Here is a 23565-nt window from a genome sequence, read left to right as displayed (position 1 = left end):
TGCACATGCTCCGCGCGGGCCCTTGCCCGCTGTACGACAAATTTTGATTTCGGCATGTTGGCCTCAGCCGAGCAAAATGGAACCGTGATTGAACACGCTCCTGAACCGGGTGGCCAAACTGCATTACCGGGCCTTTCCGATCTAGCAAGCCAGGCCCTCAGACGCGAGCTCGAGGAGTTGCGGCTGGACAATGCCAGACTGAGGAAGCTCTTGGAACTCACGGAAGCGGAGTCAAAGGCAGCCCACCTGGCTCAGGCTGTAATTCCTTCAGTGGTGCACCATGGTCCGGTCACCATGGATTCGTCTCCGGAAGCCAAAGTCCGGCTGTTCCAAGATCTGTTCAGGGCGCGCAATGATGTGTATGCAGTGCGGTGGGAAAACTCGCGGGACGGGCGCTCCGGCTGGATTCCTGCCGTCGCCGGTGGCTGGCGTAAAGGCGCGAACATCGCAGGCGCCAGGTTCCTGCCGCTTACTCCAGTGGTTGTTGCCGATCATTTGCGCGGAGAGCAGCACATTGGCCTCTATCCCTTGACAGAACAGGGCACCTGCTGGTGGGTCGCAGCGGACTTTGACGGGGGCGCCGCAATGCTGGATGCATTGGCGTACGTGAAGGCTGCCCGCTTTCGAGGTATACCCGGCGCCCTGGAGGTATCCCAATCCGGTCGTGGTGCCCATGTGTGGATCTTCTTCAGCGCGGCAGTCCCGGCGCCTGCAGCACGCCAGCTTGGCACTGGCCTCATTCATGAGGCGATGGCGCTGCGAGGCAGCATGAACCTGGCCAGCTACGACAGGCTTTTTCCCGCCCAAGACGTTCATACAGGCACAGGTATGGGAAACCTGATAGCCGCACCGCTGAACGGCAAACGCCGCCAGCACGGCACCACCTTGTTCCTCGACACCACGACCCTCGAACCATATGGGGACCAGTGGGCGTATCTTTCCAGTCTGGATCGGCTTTCGGAGCGTGAAGTTCGCGCCCATATCCGCAAACTTCCGGCAGTCAGGCTGGGAACGGAAGTTCGCCGGCTGGAATTGCCCCAATCGTCCAAAATTATTCCGCGCCCCGCGCTGATTGTCCGCGCAGGTTTCGCGTCCCGTCTGACAATCAAAGCCGCAGACCTCGGACCAGCAATGATCTCAGCCGTCAAGCATGCCGCGTCCATGCCGAATCCTGAGTTCTATGAACGCCAACGCCAGAGGCGGTCCACCTGGAACATTCCCAGATACCTGCGCAACTACGACGAAACGCTTGAAGGCGACCTAATCCTGCCGCGTGGGTTGTTGTCCCTCTTGGAGCAACTGGTCGAATCGACTGGCAGCTCGCTGCGCATTGATGATCAACGGGTGGAAGGCGCGGCCCATAGCTTCGAGTGCTCGGCCCGCCTGCGTGGGGAACAGCAAGATGCCGTGGACGCCGCCACTGCCGCCGAGCACGGAGTTCTGGTGGCCCCGCCCGGTACCGGAAAGACTGTTATGGCGTGTGCTGCGATGGCACTTCGTGGCGTGTCAACGCTCATTCTGGTTGATCGTAAAGCCTTGGCGGAACAATGGCGCAGCCGCATCCGTGAGTTCCTGGACGAGAAGTGCGGCCAAATCGGAGGCGGCCGTGCCAAGACGACGGGTCGGGTTGATGTTTCGCTCTTGCCTACGCTGGCCCGGCGGCAAAATGTTGCCGAGCTGACAGCAGGCTACGGTTTCGTCATCGTGGACGAATGTCACCACGTCCCGGCGGCAGCGTTCACCCACATCATGAACCAGATCCAGGCCCGGTACTGGCTGGGGCTGACGGCAACACCGTACAGGCGGGACAAATTGGACTCGTTGATCTACCACCAGCTCGGCCAAATCTCACACACGATTTCCCCGTCTGTGCCTCAGCAGCTGCCAACGCACGCACACAAGATTGCCGAACCGGCGCTGACTTTGGAACTGCACCGGACCTCTTATGCGTATGACGGCGCCGCAAGCCCCAGCGAACCGGGTGGGATCTCTGCCATCTACAAGGACTTGATAACCAACGAGGAACGCCAGCAGCAAATTTACGATGACGTCATTGAAGCCTACGAACGGAACTCCCGAATCCTTGTACTGACGACGTGGAAGGCCCATCTTGAGTCCCTGAGGTCACGGTTCGAGGCGGCTGGCTTGGAGCCGGTGGTTTTCACTGGAGCGATGAAGGCCAAGGAACGACAGACCGCCGTAGACATCCTTACCAGCACGGACGATTCGCAGCCTTTGCTGGTCTTAGGCACCGGCTCCTACATTGGAGAAGGCTTTGACTGCCCCAAACTGGATACCCTGTTCCTTGCAGCGCCTGTGTCGTTCAGGGCAGATTGGTCCAGTACGTCGGCCGGGTAATCCGGCCGTACCCGGGGAAGACTGTGGCGACAGTTCATGACTACTATGACGAATCAACACCCGTACTGGCCGCGTCCCTGAACAAGCGGGCTCCGGGGTATGTCTCGCTCGGGTTCCCTGATCCGCGCAAGCTCATGAGCAAATGACATCGTACTCAGAACCGTACGCTGTTGCGTCTGCCTTGCCACAGCCGCTCTGAACTGTTTGAAGAGAGGGCACCTTCGGGTGGCCGAATATGTCTCACGCCAATGAACTATCTGAGACCGCTAAGTATCATCGAACTATGGACACGCACCTCCATGTTTCGGTAGACGGTGACTCGCGTCCGGGTGTGCCTTCTGCCAAGGCGACAACACCCGAGTTCGAACTTTATGGCCAAGTTCCCGGTTCGGACGTCCAAGGTCACCGGCGCGGGCAGGAGATCAGCTCGGGTCTGGAGTTCGTGATGAGTCATCACACCGACCTGCTCAAGCGGCTTGAGGATGTCTGAGGACTCCTCCTGAGTGCACCATGGATGGCAGTTTCCGGCAACTGACACAGTAGGTTTAGAGACATGACAACCTCTGATCCGTTGCCTGGTTCCCGACTCAACTCGGCTAGGAATCAGCCGCGAGGAAACTATGAGGAGCGATTTGGCATCCTTGCCAAGTACTCCGGTGCCTGCGGTGTTTGCGGAGCTTCCTGGACCCCCGGGGACAAAATCTTCAAGTTGCCAAAGTCCCGCCGTTCCACTCAAAACCCGTGGGTCTGCCGAGGCTGTCGCTACCCGGAGAATCGTTCCGAGCCAACACTCGAGGATGTATTCGATAAACTGAACCACCGCAACCACACGGGCCGTACACCGGGGCTCAACCGGCACGACGTCCAGCACTTGCTCGCTCTGCACGGATCTCTAGACGGAGAAGCCGCGCTTTCCTTGGATGATCTGCCGGCGATGCACAAGCTTCGGAGAGCGCACGACGAACGAGTTTCCGCGAATCTCAATCGCGCTGAACTCATGGATCTTCTGGAAGGCTTTGTCCGTAAAGGCCTGATTAAGCGCGTCGGGCGGAGTCGCTACGACTGCATTCCGTCGAGAGGCAGGTTGACATTGGCGGGCAGCTAGGCTTTCGCAGTCCTTTCCCGCTTCCTGCCGTTTCAATCATCCGCCAGCGCTTTCGAAACGGGGCGGTCCTGCGCCGTATTGAGCCTGTGGACATTGTCCACAGTTTTTGCTTCGGACCGGCTCCTACAGGGTCCGGACTGGCCCGGATTCCTTATGTTTCAGTGGCGTCCCAGTGTTTTCAAGGGCTGGAATGTCGTTCGAGTCCCTCCTCCCGCACGACGTATCCCCTCGTCAGGGGGCAATTTTGCTTTGACGTGCGTACAAAACAGGGTTCGCGTCGTTCTGACGGCGGGGTCAGTGTGCTGGAAAGGTGGGCGCTCCGCCCGCTGAGCTGGGGGTTATATGTTCTTCGTTCCGGGTGTGTTGGGTGGGCCCTGGAGGCCTGCACCTAATCATGTGCCTTGGGAGCCGGAACGGCATGAATTCGAGCGATTGCTGTGCAGTAGATCCGAGAGGCTGGATTAGCGCCCGCGCGTGAGAGGCCGGCGCCGGTCTTTGTCCTGCCAAAGAGGGTGTTGACACTGTCGACACTTATCCTGCTTCAATCCGTCCGTGCCGGGTTGGGGCAGGGTGCTCCGCGTCCCGTGATTCTCCAGCGCTCACAGAATCTCAGGCTAGGGACGGCGTGCGGCAGGCTGCAACGCCGGGGCCCGCCATGACAGCCTGGCGCTTGGTGCAAGTCAGCACCGGAATGATTCGAAGTCTTAGTCTCGGAGTCGCTGCCAAGCAGAACGTACCTGAGCCGAGCCTGACGCTCTTATACCCGGCCTGGATTCGCGGTGGGGCGTGCTCAAGCGAGTCTCTGGTTGGCTATCACGCGCGTCGCCGTTGGCCTTCAACGTCTTGGACTTGACTGATGCGCTACCGCTCATGTCCCGGCCCTGGAATTGACGCTCAAGCCGTCCGGAGACCACTCCTGTTTCACATTGGAACACTGCTCGGTTTGAGCCACCTCTAGCTTTAATCCAGATGCCGTGATGGCCATCACAGGCGTGGAACTGCGGCACTGTTCGGGGTTCCGGAGCAGGTGGCGGAGGCATTTCATAGCAAACCCGCTGAACATTGCTGTTTCGAAGGAGAAACATATGACAATGAGTAAGACATCGCCGCCGGCGATGACACCCCGCCGTGCGGCCACCGCCGCGCTCCTCGGCAGCGCCCTGGAGTACTACGACTTCTTCGTGTACGGCGCGGCAGCCGCCCTTGTCTTCAACGTCCTGTTCTTCCCGTCGGGGGACCCCGCGGTGGCACTGATCGGCTCCTTCGCAACTTTCGCCGTCGGCTACGTTGCCCGGCCCGTGGGCGCCGTGGTCATGGGCCACTTCGGTGACCGCCTGGGCCGCAAGCGGGTCATGCTCGCCACCGTCGTCCTCATGGGCGTTGCGTCCTTCGCCATCGGCTGCCTCCCCACCTATGACCAGGTGGGCCTCCTCGCCCCCGCATTGCTGGTGGTGCTCCGCGTGGCCCAGGGCTTCTCCGCAGGCGCCGAATCCGCCGGTGCATCAACCCTGACCGTGGAGCACTCGCCGGCCGGACGCCGCGGCTTCTTCACCAGCTTCGTCATGGTGGGCTACGCGGTCGGCTGCTCCCTGGCCACTATCGTGTTCCTCCCGGTGGCGCTGCTGCCCGCCGAGCACCTCTACGGCTGGGGCTGGCGCGTGCCCTTCTGGCTGAGCGCCGTGGTCGTCGTCATTGCCTACTATGTCCGCAGCCACCTGGACGAGACCCCGGTCTTCGCCGAGGCGAAGGAAGACAGTGCGGTGCGGAAACTGCCGCTGGGCGACGTGTTCAAGTACCACTGGCGCAGCGTGATCTGCGTGGCCGGAGCTTCACTGATGGCCGCGATGCAGACGCTCTTCGCCGTATTCAGCCTGTCCTACGCAACCTCTGCAGGCGTGGACCGCAGCGTCATGCTCGGCATCATCTCCGGCGCCATCGCCCTGTCCATCGTCACGCTCCCGGCCGCCGGCTACCTCTCCGATGCCATTGGCAGGAAGCGCACCATGTTGATCTCCTCAATCGGCTGCGCCCTGACTCTCTTCGGCTACCTCTGGGCCATTTCGACGACGGATATCCTCCTGATCGCGGTCTTCGCCTTCGCCAACATGACCCTGTTCTTCAGCTGCTACAACGGTGTGTGGACGTCCTTCTTCGCCGAGCAGTTCCCGGCGCCCGTGCGCTTCACCGGCATGGCCGTCAGCAACCAGCTGGGCAACCTGCTGGCCGGCTTCGCCCCCATGGTGGCGGCAATGCTCCTGGTCAAGAGTCCGTCCGGCTGGGTGCCCGTGGCAGTCTTCGGCGCCCTTGCCGCAGCTATCGCCGCCGTTGCCGTGCTGGGAATGCGCGAAACCTCCAAGACCCCCACTGAGCTGCTGGGCGCGCCCCGGGGGACTGCCGGACAGGCCGCGCGGGAAGAGGACGAGCCTGTCCGCGACGCCGGGGCGCTGGTGGACTGAATCCCCTCGCGGGAGATGCGGAGGCCTCAATCCTTCCCGCGGGAGTGCCCCGTCCCCCTGCGGGGCGGGGCACCTGCGGCGGCCGCCGAGAAGTGCCGCTCGGCATCGGCGGTAAGGCAGGGCAGGACCAGGGCGGCCCACCGGTCACGAACCGGCGCGGGCTGATCCAGCGGCGCTGCTGAAATAATCAGGTAGATATCCGCAACGGTGAGGTCCTCCCGGACCTGCCCGGCCGCGATCCCCATCCCGATAAGGTCGGACAGTGCCGCGGCCGCCCGCGATTCATCGGTGCCCGCGGCAGCGCCCAGCCCCGGGGCCGCCGACTTGGCGGCGGCATTGAGCGCGGAGATCCGGACAACCTCACGCAGGAACGAGACGATGACCGCCAGCGGCGTCTCTTCGCCGGTCCGGGCGTAGGCGAGGGCTGACTCGGCCTCGGCGGTGATCTGCTCGACGTATTCGGACAGCACGGCCGCCACCAGATCCGTCTTCGTTGGAAAATGCCGATACAGGGTGCCCACGGCCACCCCTGCAGTCGCGGCAATGACCTCCATCCCCACTTCGGCGCCGTGTTCGGCGATCTCCGCGCGGGCGGCGTCGAGGATCCGGGCGCGGTTGCGGACCGCGTCGGCGCGAAGGGGGCGTGAGGGGGAAGTCACGGAATTCTTCTCCTACGATGGCTTGTAAAAAAGTGAATGTAGGTTCATGATTTAAGTGAACCACTATTCATATTATCGCCGGGAGCCTGCACATGCCCACCAAAACTGCCCTTGTCACGGGAGCGTCGTCCGGAATCGGCGAGGCCACGGCCAGGAAGCTCCAATCCCTTGGCTTTACTGTCTACGGTGCCGCGCGGCGGACCGACCGGCTCGAGGATCTTGCGGCCCACGGCGTCCGTGCCCTCGCCATGGATGTCACCAACGATGCCTCCATGCAGTCAGGTATTGACCGGATCATCGCCGAGGCCGGGCAGATCGATGTCCTGGTCAACAACGCCGGCTACGGGTCGTACGGGGCGCTTGAAGACGTTGACATCGACGAAGGCCGCCGCCAGTTTGACGTCAACGTCTTCGGGGCGATCCGGCTGGCCCAGCTGGTGCTGCCGCACATGCGGTCCCGCCGTTCGGGAACCATCGTCAACATCAGTTCCATGGGCGGGAAGATCCACACCCCGCTGGGCGGCTGGTACCACGGCACAAAATTCGCCCTCGAGGCGCTCAGCGACTGCCTGCGGCTCGAGGTCAAGCCGTTCGGAGTCGACGTGGTGGTCATTGAACCCGGCGGAATTGCCACCGAGTGGGGCGGGATCGCGGCCGACCTCCTCCTGAAGACCTCCGGACAAGGGCCCTACGCGGCGCAGGCTCAGGCCATGGCCAAGTCGCTGAAAGCTGAAACGAGCGCCAGCCGGAACTCTTCGCCGTCGGTCATTGCTGACGCCATTGCCAAGGCCGTCACCGCATCCAAGCCGAAGACCCGCTACGTCGTGGGGTTCGGCGCGCGCCCGCTGATTTCTGCCCGGAGGCTGCTGGGCGACCGCCAGTTCGATGCCCTGATCAGCCGCGCCGTCGGCATGCCCCGGCGCTGAACACAGAGCTGAACCCGGGGCTGGAGGTGCGCGCCCCGGTCCCCGTCACCCGGAGGAGGTCATCCGTTCGCCGGCGTCGATCTTCAGGGACCGCATCTTGCGGTACATCGTGGTGCGGCCAATGCCCAGGATTTCGGCAGCGCGGGATTTGTTGCCGTCGGCCTCCGCGAGCGCGGCGACGATGACATCACGCTCGGACCGCTCGTAGCGGCTGAGGGACGACAGGGACGGCTGCGCATCCCGTCCGGCAGGTCCCTGGTCTGGATCAGGCCGGCGCCGGCCGCGCGGCGGAGGCCGGACAAAAGCCGGACCAGTTCCCCGACGTTCCCGGGCCAGTGCCATGCGAGCACGGCCTGGAGAGCTGCGGGGGAGAACCGCGGCGCCGGAGCGCCCGGGAACAGTTCTGCGGAAACTTCGCGAACGATGTCCGGCAGTTCCCCGCGCACGTCGGCGAGCGCGGGGACCTGCACTGGTTGCGGCATTCCCGGCACGTGGTCGTGGGGTCCGCGTCCGACGGCGGCCCGTTCAGTCAGGACGATGCGGGCACCGGGGTGCACGCCGGGGCGGTGAGTCCCGGCAAAGTCAGCAAGCCGCACCAGCAGCCCGTCCGCTGCCCCATCCCCGGTGACGATCACGCCACGCCCCTCTCGGAGCGCGGCTTCCATGCGCTGCCAGGCCGGCGATGCGCCCGTAAGTTCCTCTGCGGTGAACGCCGCGGGTTCCCGGCCGGTGTGCTGGCGCAGCCATTTTGCGGCCTGGTGGCGCTTCCCGACGCCGGGCGCTCCGGAGACGCGGATGACGCCGTCGGCCGCGGCTGCTGCGGAGAGGGTGCGCTGGATGGCGCTGTAGGACGTGGCGGTCCGTGCCTGCCGGGAGGGCAGCCCGTTGAGCACCTCCCGGAGGGCGGGGGCGCCTGCCGCTGCAAAGGTGGTGGTCATCGCCCCGGCCTTGGCGTCGGGGCCAGGGAAGCCAGCACCGTCGGTACCGGCGCTACCGGCGCCTGCCCCCTCGGCGCCTTCGCTGCCCGCCGGTTCCATGAACTCCAGCGCGAAGATGGCGTCCTGGCCTGGACGGCCCAGGCGCCGGACCACCGCTTCGGTGCCGAGCAGGGGGAGTTCCAGCTGCAGCCGGTCCTGGTCCCACTGGTGCAGGCGCAGCATTTCCCACAGGTAGGCGTGCGACTCGGCGTCGAAGTGGGCCAGCGCGGGGAGATCGGTCATGACGGTTTCGGAATTCATGACGAGCACTGGATGCCTGGACGACTGGAAGCGCCGGTAGGTGCGGGCGAGTTCCAGGTGGCGGGAGTCGGCCATCAGTTCAAGGGCTTCGGCGATCTGGTGGCCGGCCTGCCGTGCCATGGACACCATCAGCGGGCTGGCGGAGTCGATGTGGGACGCGATGGACAGCGAGCCCACGATCCGGCCCGTGATGGGGTGCTTGATGGGCGCGCCGGCGCAGGCCAGCCGGGCCAGGGCGTCGTTGAAGTGCTCGGTGCCGCGGACAAACACCACCCCGCGGCCTTCGATGGGGGTGCCCAGGCCGTTGGTTCCCAGGGCCTTCTCGGAAAAGACGAAGCCTTCGGCGGCGGAGGCGTTGTCCAGGGTCCTGGTGTCCTGGGCGTCGATGATGCGGCGGGAGACGATCCGCCCGTCCTCATCCGCCAGGAACAGGGCCAGGCGGGTGTCGGTGAGGTTGTCCTGCCACTGGTCCAGGACCCTGCCTGCGGCACGCAGGATGGCACTGTCCGGATCGATTTCGCCGAGCACGTGCGGGCCGCTGGCGGGGTTCACGTGGTGGGAGACCGAGCGCCGCCAGCTTTGCTCGATTTCCTCGGGCACCAGCTGCGCCGGAACGGACGCCCGGACGAGGCCTTCTGTGATCAGCCGCTCCCGGGCGTTCCGGACCGCGTCTTCGCGGCGTGATTTCTCGATCACTTTCCCATTCTCAGGCAGTCAGGACAATGCGTCCAGCAATCCCGCCGGAGGTCAGGTCGTCCAGAGCGCGGGATACCTCAGCAGCGGACAGCTTCCTTTCGGCAACGGGAATGCTGGGAAGTTTGTCCGTCTTGGCGATGTCGACCAGGTCACGCAGCTGCGCCAGCGTCCCCACGAAGCTGCCCTCGATCCGGATCATGCGCAGCGCCAGCATTGCGGTGGGAAGCGTGACCTCCCCGCCGAACAAGCCCACCTGGATCATGGTTCCGGCCTTGGCCAGGACGTCGAAGGCGGCGGTGGCCGTGGCACCGTTGTTGACGAAGTCGATGACGGCGCTGGCCGGACCGCCGGCGGCGCGGCCGATGTCGCCGGGGTCCCGGCCGGGCCCGGACAGGGCGGTGCTGCTGGCTCCCATGTCGCGGGCCAGGGAGAGGTTCCGTTCGGATACGTCCACGGCACAGATGTTCCGGTGGCCGCGGGCCCGCAGGATGGCGATGGCCGTCAGTCCCAAACCTCCGGCGCCGAAAATAACCACCGGTTCGTCCGGCTCCAGGGGAAGGACCTTGTCCACGGCACTGTGCGCAGTGAGGCCGGAACAGGCCAGCGTCGCGGCCCAGCTGGGGTCGAGGCCGTCGATATCAACGAGGTACTTCTCGTCCGGGACCATGATGTACTCGGCGTACCCGCCGTGCCGGGCAACGCCAAGGTTCTGCCCGGCGGCGCAGCGGTTGTCGTGGCCGCCCCGGCACTGGCGGCAAGTACCGCACCCGATCCACGGGTAGACCAGCCGGACGTCGCCCGCGCGGACCGACGTGGCATCGTCACCCGCCCGCTCCACAACGCCCACTACCTCGTGGCCCAGGACCATGGGGTACTGGATGCCGCGGTCCTTCAGGCTCATCTGCCCGCGGCTGCCCAGGTCGTAGCCGCCGTCGCGCAGGTGGGTATCCGTGTGGCATACCCCGGCGCGCATCACTTTCAGGAGGACCTGCCGTCCCTCGGGCCGTGGCGTAGGCAATTCCAGGTCATGGATGGTGGCATCGTCCGGCTGGACGGCGAATGCGTGCATGGCGGAGCACCTCTTCATTGGGGGCAATGGGTTCCATCAATCATCGCCAACTATTGCTGCGGGTTCCAATACCTATTCCGGGGGCGATTGGGCCGATTCGCAGTATCAATCCACTGCGCCGGAGGGTGTTTCACATTGGAACACCTGTGGCATGAAACACACCCCTACCTTTGAACCAACGCCGGGGCGGACGCTGCAGCAGCGGACCGCCGGCACCCACACCACAGTCAAAGGAGACAGCCATGACCGCAAACGTCGTTGACCAGCCCGCCGCATCGGCAGGCGCCGAATCCCAGGACGTCCTGCGTGCCCTTTACGCCGACTGGGCGCAGATCATGGAGACGACGCCGGACCTCACCATGCGCCTGTTCCGTTCCATTTTCGATGAGTGGCACCAGCCAACCGTCGAACCCGAGGGGGTCACGTACCGCGAGGACACCGTGGGCGGCGTTCCCGGCATCTGGTGCCTCCCGCAGGGCGCGGACAGCACCAAAGTCCTCCTGTACACCCACGGCGGCGGGTTCGCCGTCGGCTCCGCCTCCAGCCATCGGAAGCTGGCGGCCCACGTCGCCAAGGCGCTGGGGTCCGTAAGTTTCGTCCTGGATTACCGCCGTGCACCTGAGTTCCAGCACCCGGCGCAGGTGGACGACGGCGTCGCCGCCTTCGACGCGCTCGTCGCCTCGGGTATCGCGCCGGAGAACATCACCACCATCGGCGACTCGGCCGGCGGCAACCTCGCCATCGCCACCGCTCTGGCCCTCAAGGAACAGGGCAAGGCAACACCGGGCCGGGTCATTGCCTTCTCCCCGTGGCTGGACATGGAGAACAAGGGTGAGACCCTCGTGACCAACAACGACACCGACGCCCTGATCACGCCCGCGCTGCTGGAAGGCATGATCGCCGGCGTCCTCGGCGGAACCGTGGACCCGCGGACTCCGCTGGCCAACCCCCTGCATGCGGACTTCACCGGCTTCCCGCCCCTCTACGTCACCGCCGGCAGCGTGGAATCGCTTCTGGACAACGCCACCCGGCTCGAAGAACGTGCCACGGCAGCCGGCGTGGATGTCACCCTGTCCATCGGCGAAGGCCAGCAGCACGTGTACCCGTTCCTGGCCGGACGCTCCGCCCTGGTGGACCGGGAGTTCGAGCAGCTCGCCGCCTGGTACGCGAAATAACGCGGATCCACACCATTCACCCCCTGCATCGGAACGATCAAAGGAGTTCGCCATGACTGCACAAAGCATTAACCAAACTGCCCGCACCAACCACTCCGCCGGGACCATCCAGACCGTTGACGCCGTGGTCATCGGTGCCGGCTTCGGCGGCATCTACGCCGTCCATAAGCTCGCCAACGAACAAGGCCTCACCGTGGTCGGTTTCGACAAAGCCGACGGCCCCGGCGGCACCTGGTACTGGAACCGCTACCCGGGCGCGCTCTCGGACACCGAAAGCCACGTTTACCGCTTCTCGTTCGACAAGGACCTGCTGCAGGACGGCACCTGGAAGCACAGCTACGTCACCCAGCCGGAGATCCTGGAATACCTCGAAGGCGTGGTGGACCGTTTCGACCTCCGCCGCCACTTCCGCTTCGGCACCGAGGTGAAGTCCGCCGTCTACCGTGAAGACGATGGGCTGTGGGAGGTCACCACCGGCGGCGGCGCCATCTACCGCGCCACCTACGTGGTCAACGCCGTGGGACTGCTCTCGGCCATCAACTTCCCCAACCTCCCCGGCATCGACACGTTCGAGGGCGAAACCATCCACACGGCAGCCTGGCCGGAGGGCAAATCGCTGGCCGGCCGCCGGGTGGGCGTGATCGGCACCGGCTCCACCGGGCAGCAGGTCATCACCGCATTGGCTCCCGAGGTGGACCACCTAACGGTCTTCGTCCGCACCCCGCAGTACTCCGTGCCGGTGGGTAAGCGCCCCGTAACCGCGGAACAGATCGCCGAGATCAAGTCCGATTACGACAACATCTGGGCGCAGGTGAAGCGGTCCGGTGTGGCCTTCGGCTTCGAGGAAAGCACCGTCCCGGCGCTGAGCGTCTCCGAGGAAGAGCGCCGCCGGGTCTACGAGAAGGCCTGGGAGTACGGCGGCGGCTTCCGCTTCATGTTCGAAACCTTCAGCGACATCGCCACGGACGAGGAAGCCAACGAAACTGCCGCCTCCTTCATCCGGAACAAGATCGCCGAAACCATCAAGGATCCTGAAACTGCCCGCAAGCTGACGCCCACCGGCCTGTTCGCCCGGCGCCCGCTCTGCGACGACGGCTACTTCCAGGTGTTCAACCGGCCCAACGTCGAGGCCGTGGCCATCAAGGAAAACCCCATCCGCGAAGTGACTGCCAACGGCGTGGTGACCGAGGACGGCGTGCTGCACGAACTGGACGTCATCGTCTTCGCCACCGGATTCGACGCCGTGGACGGCAACTACCGCCGCATGGACATCGTGGGCCGCGGCGGACTGAACATCAACGACCACTGGGACGGCCAGCCCACCAGCTACCTGGGCATTTCAACAGCCAACTTCCCCAACTGGTTCATGGTGCTGGGACCCAACGGCCCGTTCACCAACCTGCCGCCCAGCATCGAGACCCAGGTGGAATGGATCAGCGAGACCATCGAATACGCCGAGCGCACCGGCATCCAGGCCATCGAACCGACGCCGGAAGCAGAGGCCGAATGGACCGATCTGTGCACCACCATCGCCAACATGACCGTGTTCACCAAGGTTGAGTCCTGGATCTTCGGCGCGAACGTCCCGGGCAAGAAGCCCAGCGTGCTGTTCTACCTCGGCGGCCTGGGCAACTACCGCGGCGTCCTTGAGGACGTGGCCGCCAACGGCTACCGCGGTTTCGCGCTGAAGCCGGCCGCCGCCGTCGCCGCCTGAAAACGGCACGTTCCACCAGCTTCTACCACGAAGGAGAACACACCATGGGCGTGTACACCACCACAGATCCGGCCACCGGGGACGCTACCGCAGAATACCCGGAGATCTCCGACGCCGATCTGGACACCCTGATCGGGCAGAGCGCCGCGGCCTACCGGTCCTGGCGCACCACCACCCTGGGGCAGCGCCGGTCCGTCCTCACCCGGGCCGCGGAAATCCACCTCGAGCAGGCCGAGGAACTGGCCAAGCTGCTCACCCTGGAAATGGGCAAGCCGATCGCCCAGGCCAGGGGAGAAGTGGAACTGGTGGCCTCCATCTACCAGCACTATGCGGACCACCTGGAGGAGTACCTCGCGGATGAGGAGCTGACCATCAAGGGCCCGGGAACCGCGGTGGTGCGCACCGAACCCATCGGTCCCCTGGTGGGCGTCATGCCGTGGAACTACCCCTACTACCAGGTGGCACGGTTCGCCGCCCCAAACATCGCGCTCGGAAACACGATCATCCTCAAGCACGCCCGCAACTGCCCGCAGTCAGCCCTCGCCATTGAGCGGGTCCTGGGCGAGGCCGGACTGCCGGATGGCGTCTACGTGAACGCGTTCATTTCCTCGGCCCAGGTGGCCGCAGCCGTAGCTGACCGGCGCGTGCAGGGTGTGTCCCTGACGGGTTCCGAGAAGGCAGGAGCGGCTGTTGGCGAGGTGGCGGGCCGGCACCTGAAGAAGTGCGTCCTGGAACTGGGCGGTTCGGATCCGTTCATCGTGCTCGACGACGCCGATGTGGATGCGGCGGCCGGCGCGGCAGCAGTGGGCCGGCTCAGCAACGGCGGCCAGGCCTGCACGGCATCGAAGCGGTTCATCGTGGCGGACAGCGTGTACGACGAGTTCCTGCCGAAGTTCGTTGACGCGATGGCGGGGTGGCAATTGGGGGACCCCACCAACCCGGCAACCAAGCTCGGACCGCTGTCCTCGGACGCCGGCGTGGAAGAACTCGACGAGCTGGTCCAGGACGCCGTGGCCAAGGGGGCATCCGTCCTGCTCGGCGGGCAGCGCCCGGATGGGCCCGGGGCCTACTACCCGGCCACGGTCCTCGCAGGCGTTACCCCGGACATGCGCGCGTTCAGCGAGGAACTGTTCGGGCCGGCCGCCGTCGCCTACCGCGTCGGCTCCGAGGAAGAGGCCATCGAACTGGCCAACAATTCGCCGTTCGGCCTGTCTTCAAGCATCTTCACCTCCGATCCCGCCAAGGCGGAGCGGCTGGCGGAGGGGCTTGAGGTGGGGATGGTGTGGATCAACAGCACCAGCAAGAGCTCCCCGGATCTGCCGTTCGGCGGCGTGAAGGGCTCCGGATTCGGGCGGGAGCTTGCCCGGTTCGGCTTCAACGAGTTCGCCAACAAGAAGCTGGTCCGCAGCCCGGGAGCCAAATAATCCCGGAGGCAGCCGGATGGACAGCAGCGCCGGGTTGCGGGCCGATTGCCCGCAACCCGGTGCTGCCAGTTAATCGCTTCTAGCCTTGCGTGTCCTTGGCGAAGGCCGGGTAAACGGCCGCGACCAGCTGCTCGGAGAACTCCTCGTCCAGGCGCTCACCGCTGAGGAACAGCCGGTAGTAGATGGGCCCCAGCAGGAGGTCTGTGACAAGCTCCGGATCCAGTCCTTCACGCAGTTCGCCGCGTTCGACGCCGCGTTCCACCAGCTCGGTGACTTCCCGCACGCGCTTGGCCACCACCGTTTCCCGGTAGGTTTTGGCCAGCTCGACGTCGGCGGCCACTTCCGAGACCAGGCCCTGCATGATCCGTCCCAAAAGGGAGTTCGACATAAGCTCCACGGTCCGGTTGACCAGGCGGGTCAGTTCAGCGCGGGTGTCCTTGGCGTAGGGCAGCGTGCTGACATCACCCAGCATGTCCAGGAGGACGGCGAGGGCCAGGTCGTTACGGGACCGGTACCGCCGGTAAATGGTGGATTTCGCGACGCCGGACCGTTCGGCGACGCGTTCGATCGTGAGGCTGCCGAAACCGGATCCGGCCAGCAGTTCGCGCGTGGTGTCCAGGACCAGGCGTTCCGTACGCGCGCGGCGCTTCTGGTGACCCGAGGCTGCGCCCCCGGCCGGGCCGCCGTCGGCCGTGTCTTCGACGTTCTTCAAGAAATGGACCCTTCCGTCCCCACAGGGTGACTGCTAATATTGAAACGCAACGTAGCGTTTTGTAAACGCTACCCAACCACTATTCCACACCACAGCCTAGAAGGGCAGCACCATGAGCACTGACCGTTACCAGCGCGGACTCGACCGGATGATGGAACTCGTCTCCAGCGAACACACCAACACGTTCGACCACGCCAAGCTGGTGGAGTCCTATGCGGCCCTCGATGCCGATCTCTCGGACTACATCGTGTCCTTCGCGTTCGGCGACATCTACTCGCGGGACAGCCTCACCCAGCAGGAACAGACCATGGTGACCATCTCCACGCTGGCCGCACTGGGCACCGAGGTCCAGCTGAAGCTGCACATCAACGTGGGCTTCAACGTGGGACTGACCAAGGAAAAGATTGTGGGCGCATTGATCCAGTGCATCCCCTACATCGGCTTCCCTCGCGTCCTCAACGGCCTGACCCTGGTCAAGGAGGTCATGGCCGAGCGCGGCATGACCACCGCAACCGCAGCCAAGTAACCGCGAAGGGAACTCATCATGAGCAAGAAAATCGGATTCGTGGGACTCGGAACCATGGGCCTTCCCATGGCGGTCAACCTGAACAAAGCCGGCTTCGAAGTGATCGGCTACGACGCGTTCGAGGGTTCCCGGCAGAAGGCCGCGGCCGCGGGAATCACCGTTGCCGGGTCCCTGAAGGAAGTGGCCGAAAAGGCCGACGACACGATCGTGTCCATGGTCCGCGACTACGCCCAGAACGTTGACGTCATCCTCGGTGAGGGCGGGCTGCTGTCCGCCGGACCCAAGAACGTCACCATCATTGTTATGAGCACGCTGGACCCGGACACCATGAATGACCTGGGCCGGCAGGTGGAGGAAAACGGCTACGCGAAGCTCATCGCCGCCGCCGTCAGCGGAGGTGCCACTGGCGCCGAGGCCGGCACTCTCTCGATCATGGCCTCCGGTCCCGAAGAACAGGTGAGTGCCGCGCGTCCCTACTTCGACGCCGTCGGCTCCCACGTTTTCTACTACGGCAGCGATCCGGGCAACAGCCAGGCAGCGAAGCTGGTCAACAACCTCATCCTCGGAATCACCATGAACGCCGTGGCCGAGGGGCTCAAGTTCGGCGCACAGTACAACCTGCCGGAGGACGAACTGCTGAACCTGTTCCAGGCCAGCACCGGAGACAGTTGGGTGGCCAGGAACTGGGATTCCGTCTCGGAATGGACCGCGGACACTGCGCTCGCCGTCCTTCTGAAGGACCTCAAGGCCGCCCACCTCAAGGGCCTTGAGCACAATGTGGCCATGCCCTTCAACGCACTGTCCTCCACCCAGCTGTTCGATTCCATGGGCAAGAAACCGCAGACCTAACAAAGTGCAACGCCGAACAGCCGACCGGGACACACCCCGGCCGGCTTTTCAGTTTCGTTCTCATTAAGGCCCAGCCGCTCAGCTCCAGTCGAAGAAGCCCCTGCCGGTTTTGCGGCCGAGTTCGCCACGGGACACCTTGTCGCGGAGGGTCTGGGGCGGGGCGAACCGGTCGCCGAGGGTGGACTGCAGGTATTCCGCGATGCCCAGCCGCACGTCCAGCCCCACGATGTCGGTAGTGCGAAGGGGTCCGGTGGGGTGTTTGTAGCCCAGGACCATGGCGTTATCGATGTCCTCTGCCGACGCCACGCCTTCCTCGACCATGCGCATCGCCTCCAGGGCGATTGCCACGCCCAGCCGGGACGAGGCGAAGCCCGGTGCATCGTTGACGACGACGGCGGTCTTCCCGAGTGCCGCCACCCACCTTTTGGCCGCGTCGGCGAGTCCGGGTGCGGTGTGTTCGCCGAGGACCACTTCGATCAGGGTGGATGCGGGGACGGGGTTGAAGAAGTGCAGCCCCAGGAAGTTGCCCGGCCGCTGCAGCTCGCGCGCCAGCCCGTTCACCGACAGCGACGACGTGTTCGACGCCAGGAAAGCGTCCTGTGCCAGCCGCTCCTCGATCCCGCGCAGCGAAGCCACCTTCAAACCCCAGTCCTCGGGTACGGCTTCGACCACCAGCTGCCGGTCCTTGAACGCGTCGTAATCCACGCCGACGGTCAGCCGGGACGCCATCTCATCGAGGTTCGCGTCCACCACGCCACGCTCGATGCTCGTGGCCGCGGCGGACTCCACCCGCTCCCTTGCGGCCTCGGTCGACTGCTCGTCACGCTCCACCACCAGCACCTCGGCGCCCTTGACCAGGAACGCGTGCGCGATGCCGGCCCCCATCCGGCCACCGCCGAGGACGCCTACAAACTGCGGGAGGCCTGACGGAACACCCGAGGGCTGTGCGCCGGGTGCGGAATCTATCAAAGGGCTGGTCATTTACTTCTTCTTCCTATCGAGGAATGCCTGCATGCGGTCGAACTTGGCCTGGGACTCGAAGAGGATGCCCTGGGCCAGGGTGTCGATGACGGGGTGGGCTTCCCGGGGTGTGCGGAACACGGTTTTGGTGATCCGGACGGCCAGGGGGTCCTGCGCCGCGATCCGGTCCGCGAGGGCTTGGGCTGCTGCGTGGAGCCGGTCCGGCTCGGCGAGCTCGGTGATCAGTCCCGCCTCCAGGCACGCCTGCCCGGTGAGCACGCGCCCTGCCAGCAGGATGTCCTTGGCCAGGGGCTCCCCGACGAGTTCCTTGAGCCGCCAGGTGGCGCCTGCCGCGGCCAGGATCCCGAGCCCGGTTTCGGGGTTGCCCATCCGCAGGTCCGGGGTGCCGATGCGGAAGTCGGCGGCGTAGGCCAGCTCGGCGCCGCCGCCGAGGGCGAATCCGTCCAGGGCTGCGATGACGGGCATGGGAAGTTTGGCGATCCGGTCGAAGATTCCGGAGTTGATCCCTGCCAGGGCATCGTCGCGGCGCCGTTCGCGGAGCTGGCCGATGTCGGCGCCGGAGGCGAACACGGCCTTCGCACCGGTTTCGGGGTTGGCCGGGGTGCCGGAGAGGATGAGGATTTTCGGGGCCTGTTCGAGGTGGGCGCAGACCTGGTGGAGTTCGTCCACCATGGCCTGGTCGATGGCGTTCCGTGTCTCGGGCCGGTGGAGCTGGACCCTGAGCCGGTCGGCGCTTTCCTCAACCAGGAGCGTGGCGAACGCCGAGGCGTCAAGGTGCGTGCCGGCGTCGTACATCAACTCCGTCATCAGATGCCTTCCAGGAGCAGTGCGGTGCCCTGGCCAACGCCGACGCACATGGTGGCGAGCCCGAGTTTCCGCGCGCCGGGGGCGGTTTCACGCTCGAGCCGGCCCAGCAGGGTGATCACCAGCCGTGAGCCCGAGGAGCCCAGCGGGTGGCCGAGCGCGATCGCGCCGCCGGAGTTGTTCACGACGTCGGGTTCGAGCTTCAGCTCGCGCATGCACGCCAGGGCCTGCGAGGCGAAGGCTTCGTTAAGTTCGACGGCGGCCAGGTCACCGACGGCGAGGCCCGTCCGCTCAAGGACTTTGCGGGTGGCCGGGACGGGGCCGATGCCCATGATTTCCTGGGCGACGCCGGTGGAGGCGCCGTCGAGGATGCGGGCGCGCGGGGTGAGTCCGTGCTTTTCCACCGCTGCCGCTGACGCGACGATGATCGCGGAGGCGCCGTCGTTGAGCGTGGAGGCGTTGCCGGCGGTGACCACGCTGCCGCCCTTCACCACGGGGCGCAGCCCGGCGAGGACCTCGCGCGTGGTGCCCGGGCGGGGGCCTTCGTCGGTGTCCACGATGGTTTCGGTGCCTTTGCGGCCCCTGACGGTCACGGGGACGATCTCGTGGTCGAAATGCCCCAAGGCAATGGCGGCGAGGGCGCGCTCGTGCGAGCGGACCGCGAACGCATCCGCGTCGTCCCGGGAGATGCCGTACACATGGGCCACTTCCTCGGCTGTTTCCGGCATCGAGAAGGTGGCCTTGCCGTCCCGCGACAGCTCGCCGGACTCGAAGGCCGGGTTGGGGAAGCGCCAGCCGATGGAGGTGTCCACCACCGCTCCCGGCTTGGCGAACGCCGTCGCCGGTTTTTCCATCACCCACGGTGCGCGGGACATGGACTCCACGCCGCCGGCCACCACGATGTCCGCGGCGCCGGCCTTGACCATGTGGCTGGCCATGATGATGGCGGACAGGCCCGAGGCGCAGAGGCGGTTGACCGTGACGCCGGGGACGGTATCCGGGAAGCCGGCCAGCAGCCACGCCATCCGGGCCACGTTGCGGTTCTCCTCGCCCGCGCCGTTGGCGTTGCCCAGGATCACCTCGTCCACGGCGGCGGGGTCGATGCCGGCGCGTTCGACGGCGGCACGCACCGTGAGTGCGGCGAGGTCGTCCGGGCGGACGGAGGACAGGGCGCCGCCGTAGCGGCCGACGGGCGTGCGGGCACCGCCGATCAGGAAAGCGTCGGTCATGGGAAAGCTCCTTGGGTTTGGGGAAGGCCTGCTGATTAGCCGAAAGCCGGATGTTTAGCGGAAGGCCGAGATGCCGGTGATGTCGCGGCCCACCAGGAGGGCCTGGATGGAGTCGGTGCCCTCGTAGGTGGACACCACTTCCATGTCCGTCAGGTGCCGGGCCACGTGGTTTTCGAGCAGCAGGCCGTTGCCGGCCAGGAGTTCACGGGCCTCGTTGCAGATCCACTTGCCCTTCTGGGAGGTGGACATCTTCACCATGGAGGCCATGGCGTTGGTCAGCTTGCCTTGGTCTGCCAGTTCGGCCATCCGGCTGCACATCAGCTGCATGGTGGTGAGCTCGCTGAGCATGTTGGCAAGGCGGTGCTGGACCAGCTGGTACCCGGCGATCGGGTTGCCGAACTGTTCACGCGTCGCGGCGTAGTCGGCGGCGATCTCGAAGCAGGCCATGGCGTGGCCCACTGCCTCCCAGGCCGCGCCGCCGCGGGTAGCCTGCAGCACCCGGGAGACGTCGGCGAAGGACCGGCAGTTCTCCAGCCGGTTGGCCTCCGGGATCCGCATGCCCTCGATCACGATGTCCGCCTGGAGGATGGCGCGCTTGCCGATCTTGCCGGTGATGACCGTGGGATTGTAGCCGGCCGGATGGTTGCCGTTTGCGTCTTTTTCCACCACGAATGCGTTGACCTTGCCGTCCCCGGTGTTGCGGGCGAAGAGCACGATCACGTCCGCGGCGTGGCCGTTGCCGATCCAGCGCTTGTGCCCGTTGATCACCCAGGTGTCGCCGTCGCGCGTTGCCTTGGTTTCCAAGGCGACTGAGTCGGAGCCGTGGTTCGGTTCGGTGAGGGCGAAGGCGCCGGTCTTGGTGAGCTTGGCCATGTCCGGGAGCCAGCGCTGCTTCTGTTCGTCGCTGCCCAGCATGTTCAGGGCGCCCATGCAGAGGTTGGAGTGCACCCCCAGGAACGTGTTGATGCTGCCGTCTGCCCGGGCCATTTCGCGGGCCACCATGCCCGCGGCCTTCCGGCTCATGCCGGGGCAGCCGTAGCCTTGGATGAAGGTGCCGATGATGCCCAGTTCGGCCAGGCCGGGGATCAGCTCCTCCGGGAACTCCGCCCGCTCCCAGTACCCATTGATGACGGGAAGAACCTTGTTTTCGGCGAAGTCGCGGACTTTGTCCCGGATGGAGATTTCCTCCGCGGCCAGGCCGTCGTCGAGCAGGAAGTAGTCGGAAAGGGCGGCGGCCCGGGTTTCGGTGGTGGCGGTCATGGCTGGTCCTTCTGTAGCTGGGGGTCAGGAATGTGGTCCGTCAGTGCGGAGCCACTGGAGGATGTCGTCGCGGTCGGCGTCGATGCCCGGGGGCACGAGGTCGTAGCTGGCGGGCGTCGCTGAGAAGGTGATGGGGTTGCGGACGCCGGGGATTGACTGTTCGCCGTGGCCCACGTCCACCACCGGTTCCAGCCCAAGGCGCCGGGCGAAGTCGATGCCGCCGCGGACATCGTTGATCGGGGCGCAGGGGAGCCGGGCTTCGGTGAAGATGTCGAACCATTCCCTAGCGGGTTTGGCGGCCAGCAGCTCCTGCAGGATGGGTCGCAGCTCGGTGCGGTTGTGGCTGCGGTCCGGCGGGGTGGCGAAGCGGGGGTCTGTGGCCAGCGCGGGTGCGCCGAGAACGCTGCAGAGGGTGTGGAACTGCCGGTCGTTGCCGATGGCCAGCACGATGTCCCCATCGGCGGTGGGAAGCGGCTCGTAGGGGTAGATGCTGGGGTGCTCGTTACCCATGCGGGTGGGTACGTTGCCGCTGAGCAGGAACCCGCCGGTCTGGTTGACCATGCCGGAGAGGGCGGAGGTCATGAGGTTCACCTCGATGCGCTGTCCGCGTCCGCTCTGGCTGCGTTCGTGCAGGGCCGAGAGGACGCCGACGGCGGCGTGCAGTCCGGTGATGACGTCGAAGACTGCCACGCCGGACCGGTAGGCGCAGGTCTGCGGGTCGCCGGTGAGGCTCATCAGCCCGGACATGGCCTGGACCAGCAGGTCGTAGCCTGGCAGGGTGGCCCCGCCTGCGGTGCCGAAGCCCGTGATGGACGCGTACACCACTGCGGGATTGTCTTCGGAGATGGTGGCGTAGTCCAGGCCGAAGCGGTCCAGGCTGCCGGGCTTGAAATTCTCCAGCACCACGTCGGCGCCCGCAGCAATCCTGCGGGCTGTAGCGACGTCGTCGGGATCTCCGAAGTCCAGGGCGATGGACCGCTTGTTGCGGTTGATCGAGAGGTAGTAGGTGGGCTGGCCGTCGTAGACCGGGGGCTTCCAGGCGCGGGTTTCGTCGCCGGCCGGGCTCTCCACTTTGATGACGGTGGCGCCCATGTCTGCTAAGAGCATGGTGCAGTAGGGGCCGGCCAGGACGCGGCTGAAGTCCGCCACCACGATCCCGGCCAGCGGTCCGCTGGCCTGGCGGCCGAACGCATCCCGGCGTGCGTCCGCCGGTGCGGCGTCGTGATGTTGGTGGCGTGCGGCCCCCGGAGCAAGGGGAGCGGCGCTGCTCTGAAGTGTCATGGGTCCTCTTCCGAAGGGGGTTCCTTTTGACTATCCCACCGGGCATTACAACGCGTCCAATACTTATTCATGGCCCGATTATTGCTGTCTCTGCAATAATGGTTGGATGGAGATTCAGCAGCTGAAGGTGTTCCTGGCCGTGGCCGAGGAGCTGCATTTTGGCCGCGCCGCCCAGCGGTTGCACATGGCCCAGCCGCCGGTCAGCCGGATGATCAGGCAGCTGGAAAGCGATGTGGGGACCGACCTGTTTGTGCGGAGCACCCGGAGCGTGCAGCTGACCGCGGCCGGAACGGCCCTGGTGGGCTCGGCACGGGAAATCCTCGCGGCTGCGGACCGTGCCAAGGCCACGGCCCTGGCCGCAGGACGCGGTGAGGTGGGCGTGGTGAAGATCGCTTACGCCGGCGCTTCCACCCATGTGTTGGTGGGCGTCCTGGCCCGGGAGGTCCGCAAGGCTCATCCGGGCATCGAAATGCGCCTGAACAGCCCGGACTTCGCGCTGCCTGCCCTTGCGCGCGTGCTCCGGGGAGATGTGGATGTCAGCCTGGGCCGCTGGGATTTCGTCCCGGCCGGAGTGGAGTCCCGCATCATCGTGGAGGAGGAGCATCTGGTGCTGGCCGTCCCGGCCGCCCACCCGCTGGCGGACCACGGCGAGGTCCGGATGGGAGACCTGGCGGGGGAGCCCTTCGTCGCACTGCCCCCACATGAGGGGTCCGTCCTGAGCGACCGGCTGCGGCGGCTAAGCATGGGCGGCGGTTTCGACCCCGACATCGTCCAGCGGGCACCCGATTCGTGGACCGCTATGGCGCTAGTGGGGGCCGAGGTCGGTTGTTCACTGACGGTGTCCTCGGTCGCTGAGAATGTCTCGGACCCGCACGTGAAGTTCCTGAAAGTGCTGGACGAGACGCTGCCCATCTACCTCCGGATGGCGTGGCGCGGCGACTCGGACAACCCTGCGCTCCCGCCGGTCCTCTCACTTGCCGAAGAGGTCTGGCCCGGCCGCGAATAGCAACGGCGGCAGGTAACCCAAATCCATACCGGAAGCCCTCGCCCTGTACATCACGCCACACTGTTCACAAACTCCTCGGGAATTACACCTAGGGCGC

At 65.6% G+C, this 23565-nt stretch carries 18 protein-coding genes and 1 pseudogene; 9 read left to right on the top strand and 10 right to left on the bottom strand.

The window, feature by feature from the left end:
* The first annotated feature begins 84 nt into the window (after positions 1–84).
* Together ACYSM9_RS15735 and ACYSM9_RS15730 are read left to right on the top strand one after the other, a co-directional pair.
* Positions 85–2358, top strand: a complete 2274-nt coding sequence (locus tag ACYSM9_RS15735) for a TOTE conflict system archaeo-eukaryotic primase domain-containing protein (protein ID WP_461857894.1) — start codon at positions 85–87, stop codon at positions 2356–2358.
* A 2190-nt stretch (positions 2359–4548) separates the two neighbouring features.
* A complete protein-coding gene (locus ACYSM9_RS15730; RefSeq protein ID WP_461857893.1) occupies positions 4549–5919 on the top strand; it encodes an MFS transporter in 1371 nt (456 codons plus the stop codon).
* A gap of 26 nt (positions 5920–5945) precedes the next feature.
* Here the strand turns inward: ACYSM9_RS15730 and ACYSM9_RS15725 are convergent, their stop codons facing one another.
* On the bottom strand, positions 5946–6578 hold the full coding sequence (locus tag ACYSM9_RS15725) for a TetR/AcrR family transcriptional regulator (RefSeq protein WP_461857892.1): 633 nt from the start codon (positions 6576–6578) through the stop codon (positions 5946–5948).
* A 92-nt stretch (positions 6579–6670) separates the two neighbouring features.
* Between ACYSM9_RS15725 and ACYSM9_RS15720 the strand changes: the two genes are divergently transcribed.
* A complete protein-coding gene (locus tag ACYSM9_RS15720; protein ID WP_461857891.1) occupies positions 6671–7504 on the top strand; it encodes an oxidoreductase in 834 nt (277 codons plus the stop codon).
* A 45-nt stretch (positions 7505–7549) separates the two neighbouring features.
* Here the strand turns inward: ACYSM9_RS15720 and ACYSM9_RS15715 are convergent, their stop codons facing one another.
* From ACYSM9_RS15715 to ACYSM9_RS15705, 3 genes and pseudogenes are all read right to left on the bottom strand, one after another.
* The gene (locus ACYSM9_RS15715; protein ID WP_461857890.1) at positions 7550–7846 is read right to left on the bottom strand and encodes a helix-turn-helix domain-containing protein; all 297 of its coding nucleotides are present in this window, start codon (positions 7844–7846) and stop codon (positions 7550–7552) included.
* Positions 7741–9270, bottom strand: a pseudogene (locus ACYSM9_RS15710) (GAF domain-containing protein); the annotation flags it as partial. The gene ACYSM9_RS15715 and the pseudogene ACYSM9_RS15710, both read right to left, overlap by 106 nt.
* A gap of 178 nt (positions 9271–9448) precedes the next feature.
* On the bottom strand, positions 9449–10507 hold the full coding sequence (locus ACYSM9_RS15705) for an alcohol dehydrogenase (RefSeq protein WP_461857889.1): 1059 nt from the start codon (positions 10505–10507) through the stop codon (positions 9449–9451).
* A 242-nt stretch (positions 10508–10749) separates the two neighbouring features.
* On the opposite strand from ACYSM9_RS15705, the gene ACYSM9_RS15700 reads away from it, so the two are divergent.
* From ACYSM9_RS15700 to ACYSM9_RS15690, 3 genes are read left to right on the top strand one after another with little or no spacing between them, the layout of a single operon-like run.
* A complete protein-coding gene (locus ACYSM9_RS15700) occupies positions 10750–11682 on the top strand; it encodes an alpha/beta hydrolase (RefSeq protein ID WP_461857888.1) in 933 nt (310 codons plus the stop codon).
* Positions 11683–11734: 52 nt separating this feature from the next.
* The gene (locus tag ACYSM9_RS15695; RefSeq protein WP_461857887.1) at positions 11735–13396 is read left to right on the top strand and encodes a flavin-containing monooxygenase; all 1662 of its coding nucleotides are present in this window, start codon (positions 11735–11737) and stop codon (positions 13394–13396) included.
* Positions 13397–13440: 44 nt separating this feature from the next.
* Positions 13441–14820 (top strand): NAD-dependent succinate-semialdehyde dehydrogenase, encoded by a 1380-nt coding sequence (locus ACYSM9_RS15690; RefSeq protein ID WP_461857886.1) that lies wholly within the window; start codon positions 13441–13443, stop codon positions 14818–14820.
* 79 nt (positions 14821–14899) lie between these two features.
* Here ACYSM9_RS15690 and ACYSM9_RS15685 read toward each other — a convergent pair whose 3' ends face one another.
* Complete coding sequence (locus ACYSM9_RS15685; protein ID WP_461857885.1) at positions 14900–15532, bottom strand: TetR/AcrR family transcriptional regulator; 633 nt, start codon at positions 15530–15532, stop codon at positions 14900–14902.
* Positions 15533–15644: 112 nt separating this feature from the next.
* Between ACYSM9_RS15685 and ACYSM9_RS15680 the strand changes: the two genes are divergently transcribed.
* Entirely contained in the window at positions 15645–16058 is a 414-nt protein-coding gene (locus ACYSM9_RS15680; RefSeq protein ID WP_461857884.1) for a carboxymuconolactone decarboxylase family protein, read from the top strand.
* Positions 16059–16076: 18 nt separating this feature from the next.
* Positions 16077–16907: an NAD(P)-dependent oxidoreductase gene (locus ACYSM9_RS15675; protein WP_461857883.1), complete on the top strand. Its 831-nt coding sequence runs from the start codon at positions 16077–16079 to the stop codon at positions 16905–16907.
* A 78-nt stretch (positions 16908–16985) separates the two neighbouring features.
* Here ACYSM9_RS15675 and ACYSM9_RS15670 read toward each other — a convergent pair whose 3' ends face one another.
* Genes ACYSM9_RS15670 through ACYSM9_RS15650 form a run of 5 tightly spaced genes read right to left on the bottom strand, consistent with a single transcriptional unit; the run spans position 16986 to position 22462 of the window.
* Positions 16986–17888, bottom strand: a complete 903-nt coding sequence (locus ACYSM9_RS15670; protein WP_461857882.1) for a 3-hydroxyacyl-CoA dehydrogenase family protein — start codon at positions 17886–17888, stop codon at positions 16986–16988.
* On the bottom strand, positions 17889–18695 hold the full coding sequence (locus ACYSM9_RS15665) for an enoyl-CoA hydratase/isomerase family protein (protein ID WP_461857881.1): 807 nt from the start codon (positions 18693–18695) through the stop codon (positions 17889–17891).
* Positions 18695–19921 (bottom strand): acetyl-CoA C-acyltransferase, encoded by a 1227-nt coding sequence (locus ACYSM9_RS15660; RefSeq protein ID WP_461857880.1) that lies wholly within the window; start codon positions 19919–19921, stop codon positions 18695–18697. The genes ACYSM9_RS15665 and ACYSM9_RS15660 overlap by 1 nt, the downstream gene beginning before the upstream one ends.
* 54 nt (positions 19922–19975) lie before the next feature.
* Positions 19976–21181: an acyl-CoA dehydrogenase family protein gene (locus tag ACYSM9_RS15655; protein WP_461857879.1), complete on the bottom strand. Its 1206-nt coding sequence runs from the start codon at positions 21179–21181 to the stop codon at positions 19976–19978.
* A gap of 24 nt (positions 21182–21205) precedes the next feature.
* Positions 21206–22462: a CaiB/BaiF CoA transferase family protein gene (locus ACYSM9_RS15650; RefSeq protein ID WP_461857878.1), complete on the bottom strand. Its 1257-nt coding sequence runs from the start codon at positions 22460–22462 to the stop codon at positions 21206–21208.
* Between the two features lie 106 nt (positions 22463–22568).
* On the opposite strand from ACYSM9_RS15650, the gene ACYSM9_RS15645 reads away from it, so the two are divergent.
* Positions 22569–23468, top strand: a complete 900-nt coding sequence (locus tag ACYSM9_RS15645; RefSeq protein ID WP_461857877.1) for a LysR substrate-binding domain-containing protein — start codon at positions 22569–22571, stop codon at positions 23466–23468.
* Positions 23469–23565: the final 97 nt, after the last annotated feature.

Source organism: Arthrobacter sp. C152 (genome assembly GCF_054890965.1).
The sequence above is the reverse complement of the archived record's forward strand: the minus strand, read 5'-3'. Positions and strand labels throughout refer to the sequence as shown.

What these genes read in the sequence shown, in the direction of transcription:
- ACYSM9_RS15730 (WP_461857893.1), top strand. Translation starts at nt 4,549, where the DNA reads ATGACAATGAGTAAGACATCGCCGCCGGCGATGACACCCCGCCGTGCG.
- ACYSM9_RS15720 (WP_461857891.1), top strand. Translation starts at nt 6,671, where the DNA reads ATGCCCACCAAAACTGCCCTTGTCACGGGAGCGTCGTCCGGAATCGGC.
- ACYSM9_RS15715 (WP_461857890.1), bottom strand. Translation starts at nt 7,846, where the DNA reads ATGGCACTGGCCCGGGAACGTCGGGGAACTGGTCCGGCTTTTGTCCGG.
- ACYSM9_RS15705 (WP_461857889.1), bottom strand. Translation starts at nt 10,507, where the DNA reads ATGCACGCATTCGCCGTCCAGCCGGACGATGCCACCATCCATGACCTG.
- ACYSM9_RS15700 (WP_461857888.1), top strand. Translation starts at nt 10,750, where the DNA reads ATGACCGCAAACGTCGTTGACCAGCCCGCCGCATCGGCAGGCGCCGAA.
- ACYSM9_RS15695 (WP_461857887.1), top strand. Translation starts at nt 11,735, where the DNA reads ATGACTGCACAAAGCATTAACCAAACTGCCCGCACCAACCACTCCGCC.
- ACYSM9_RS15690 (WP_461857886.1), top strand. Translation starts at nt 13,441, where the DNA reads ATGGGCGTGTACACCACCACAGATCCGGCCACCGGGGACGCTACCGCA.
- ACYSM9_RS15680 (WP_461857884.1), top strand. Translation starts at nt 15,645, where the DNA reads ATGAGCACTGACCGTTACCAGCGCGGACTCGACCGGATGATGGAACTC.
- ACYSM9_RS15675 (WP_461857883.1), top strand. Translation starts at nt 16,077, where the DNA reads ATGAGCAAGAAAATCGGATTCGTGGGACTCGGAACCATGGGCCTTCCC.
- ACYSM9_RS15670 (WP_461857882.1), bottom strand. Translation starts at nt 17,888, where the DNA reads ATGACCAGCCCTTTGATAGATTCCGCACCCGGCGCACAGCCCTCGGGT.
- ACYSM9_RS15665 (WP_461857881.1), bottom strand. Translation starts at nt 18,695, where the DNA reads ATGACGGAGTTGATGTACGACGCCGGCACGCACCTTGACGCCTCGGCG.
- ACYSM9_RS15660 (WP_461857880.1), bottom strand. Translation starts at nt 19,921, where the DNA reads ATGACCGACGCTTTCCTGATCGGCGGTGCCCGCACGCCCGTCGGCCGC.
- ACYSM9_RS15655 (WP_461857879.1), bottom strand. Translation starts at nt 21,181, where the DNA reads ATGACCGCCACCACCGAAACCCGGGCCGCCGCCCTTTCCGACTACTTC.
- ACYSM9_RS15650 (WP_461857878.1), bottom strand. Translation starts at nt 22,462, where the DNA reads ATGACACTTCAGAGCAGCGCCGCTCCCCTTGCTCCGGGGGCCGCACGC.
- ACYSM9_RS15645 (WP_461857877.1), top strand. Translation starts at nt 22,569, where the DNA reads ATGGAGATTCAGCAGCTGAAGGTGTTCCTGGCCGTGGCCGAGGAGCTG.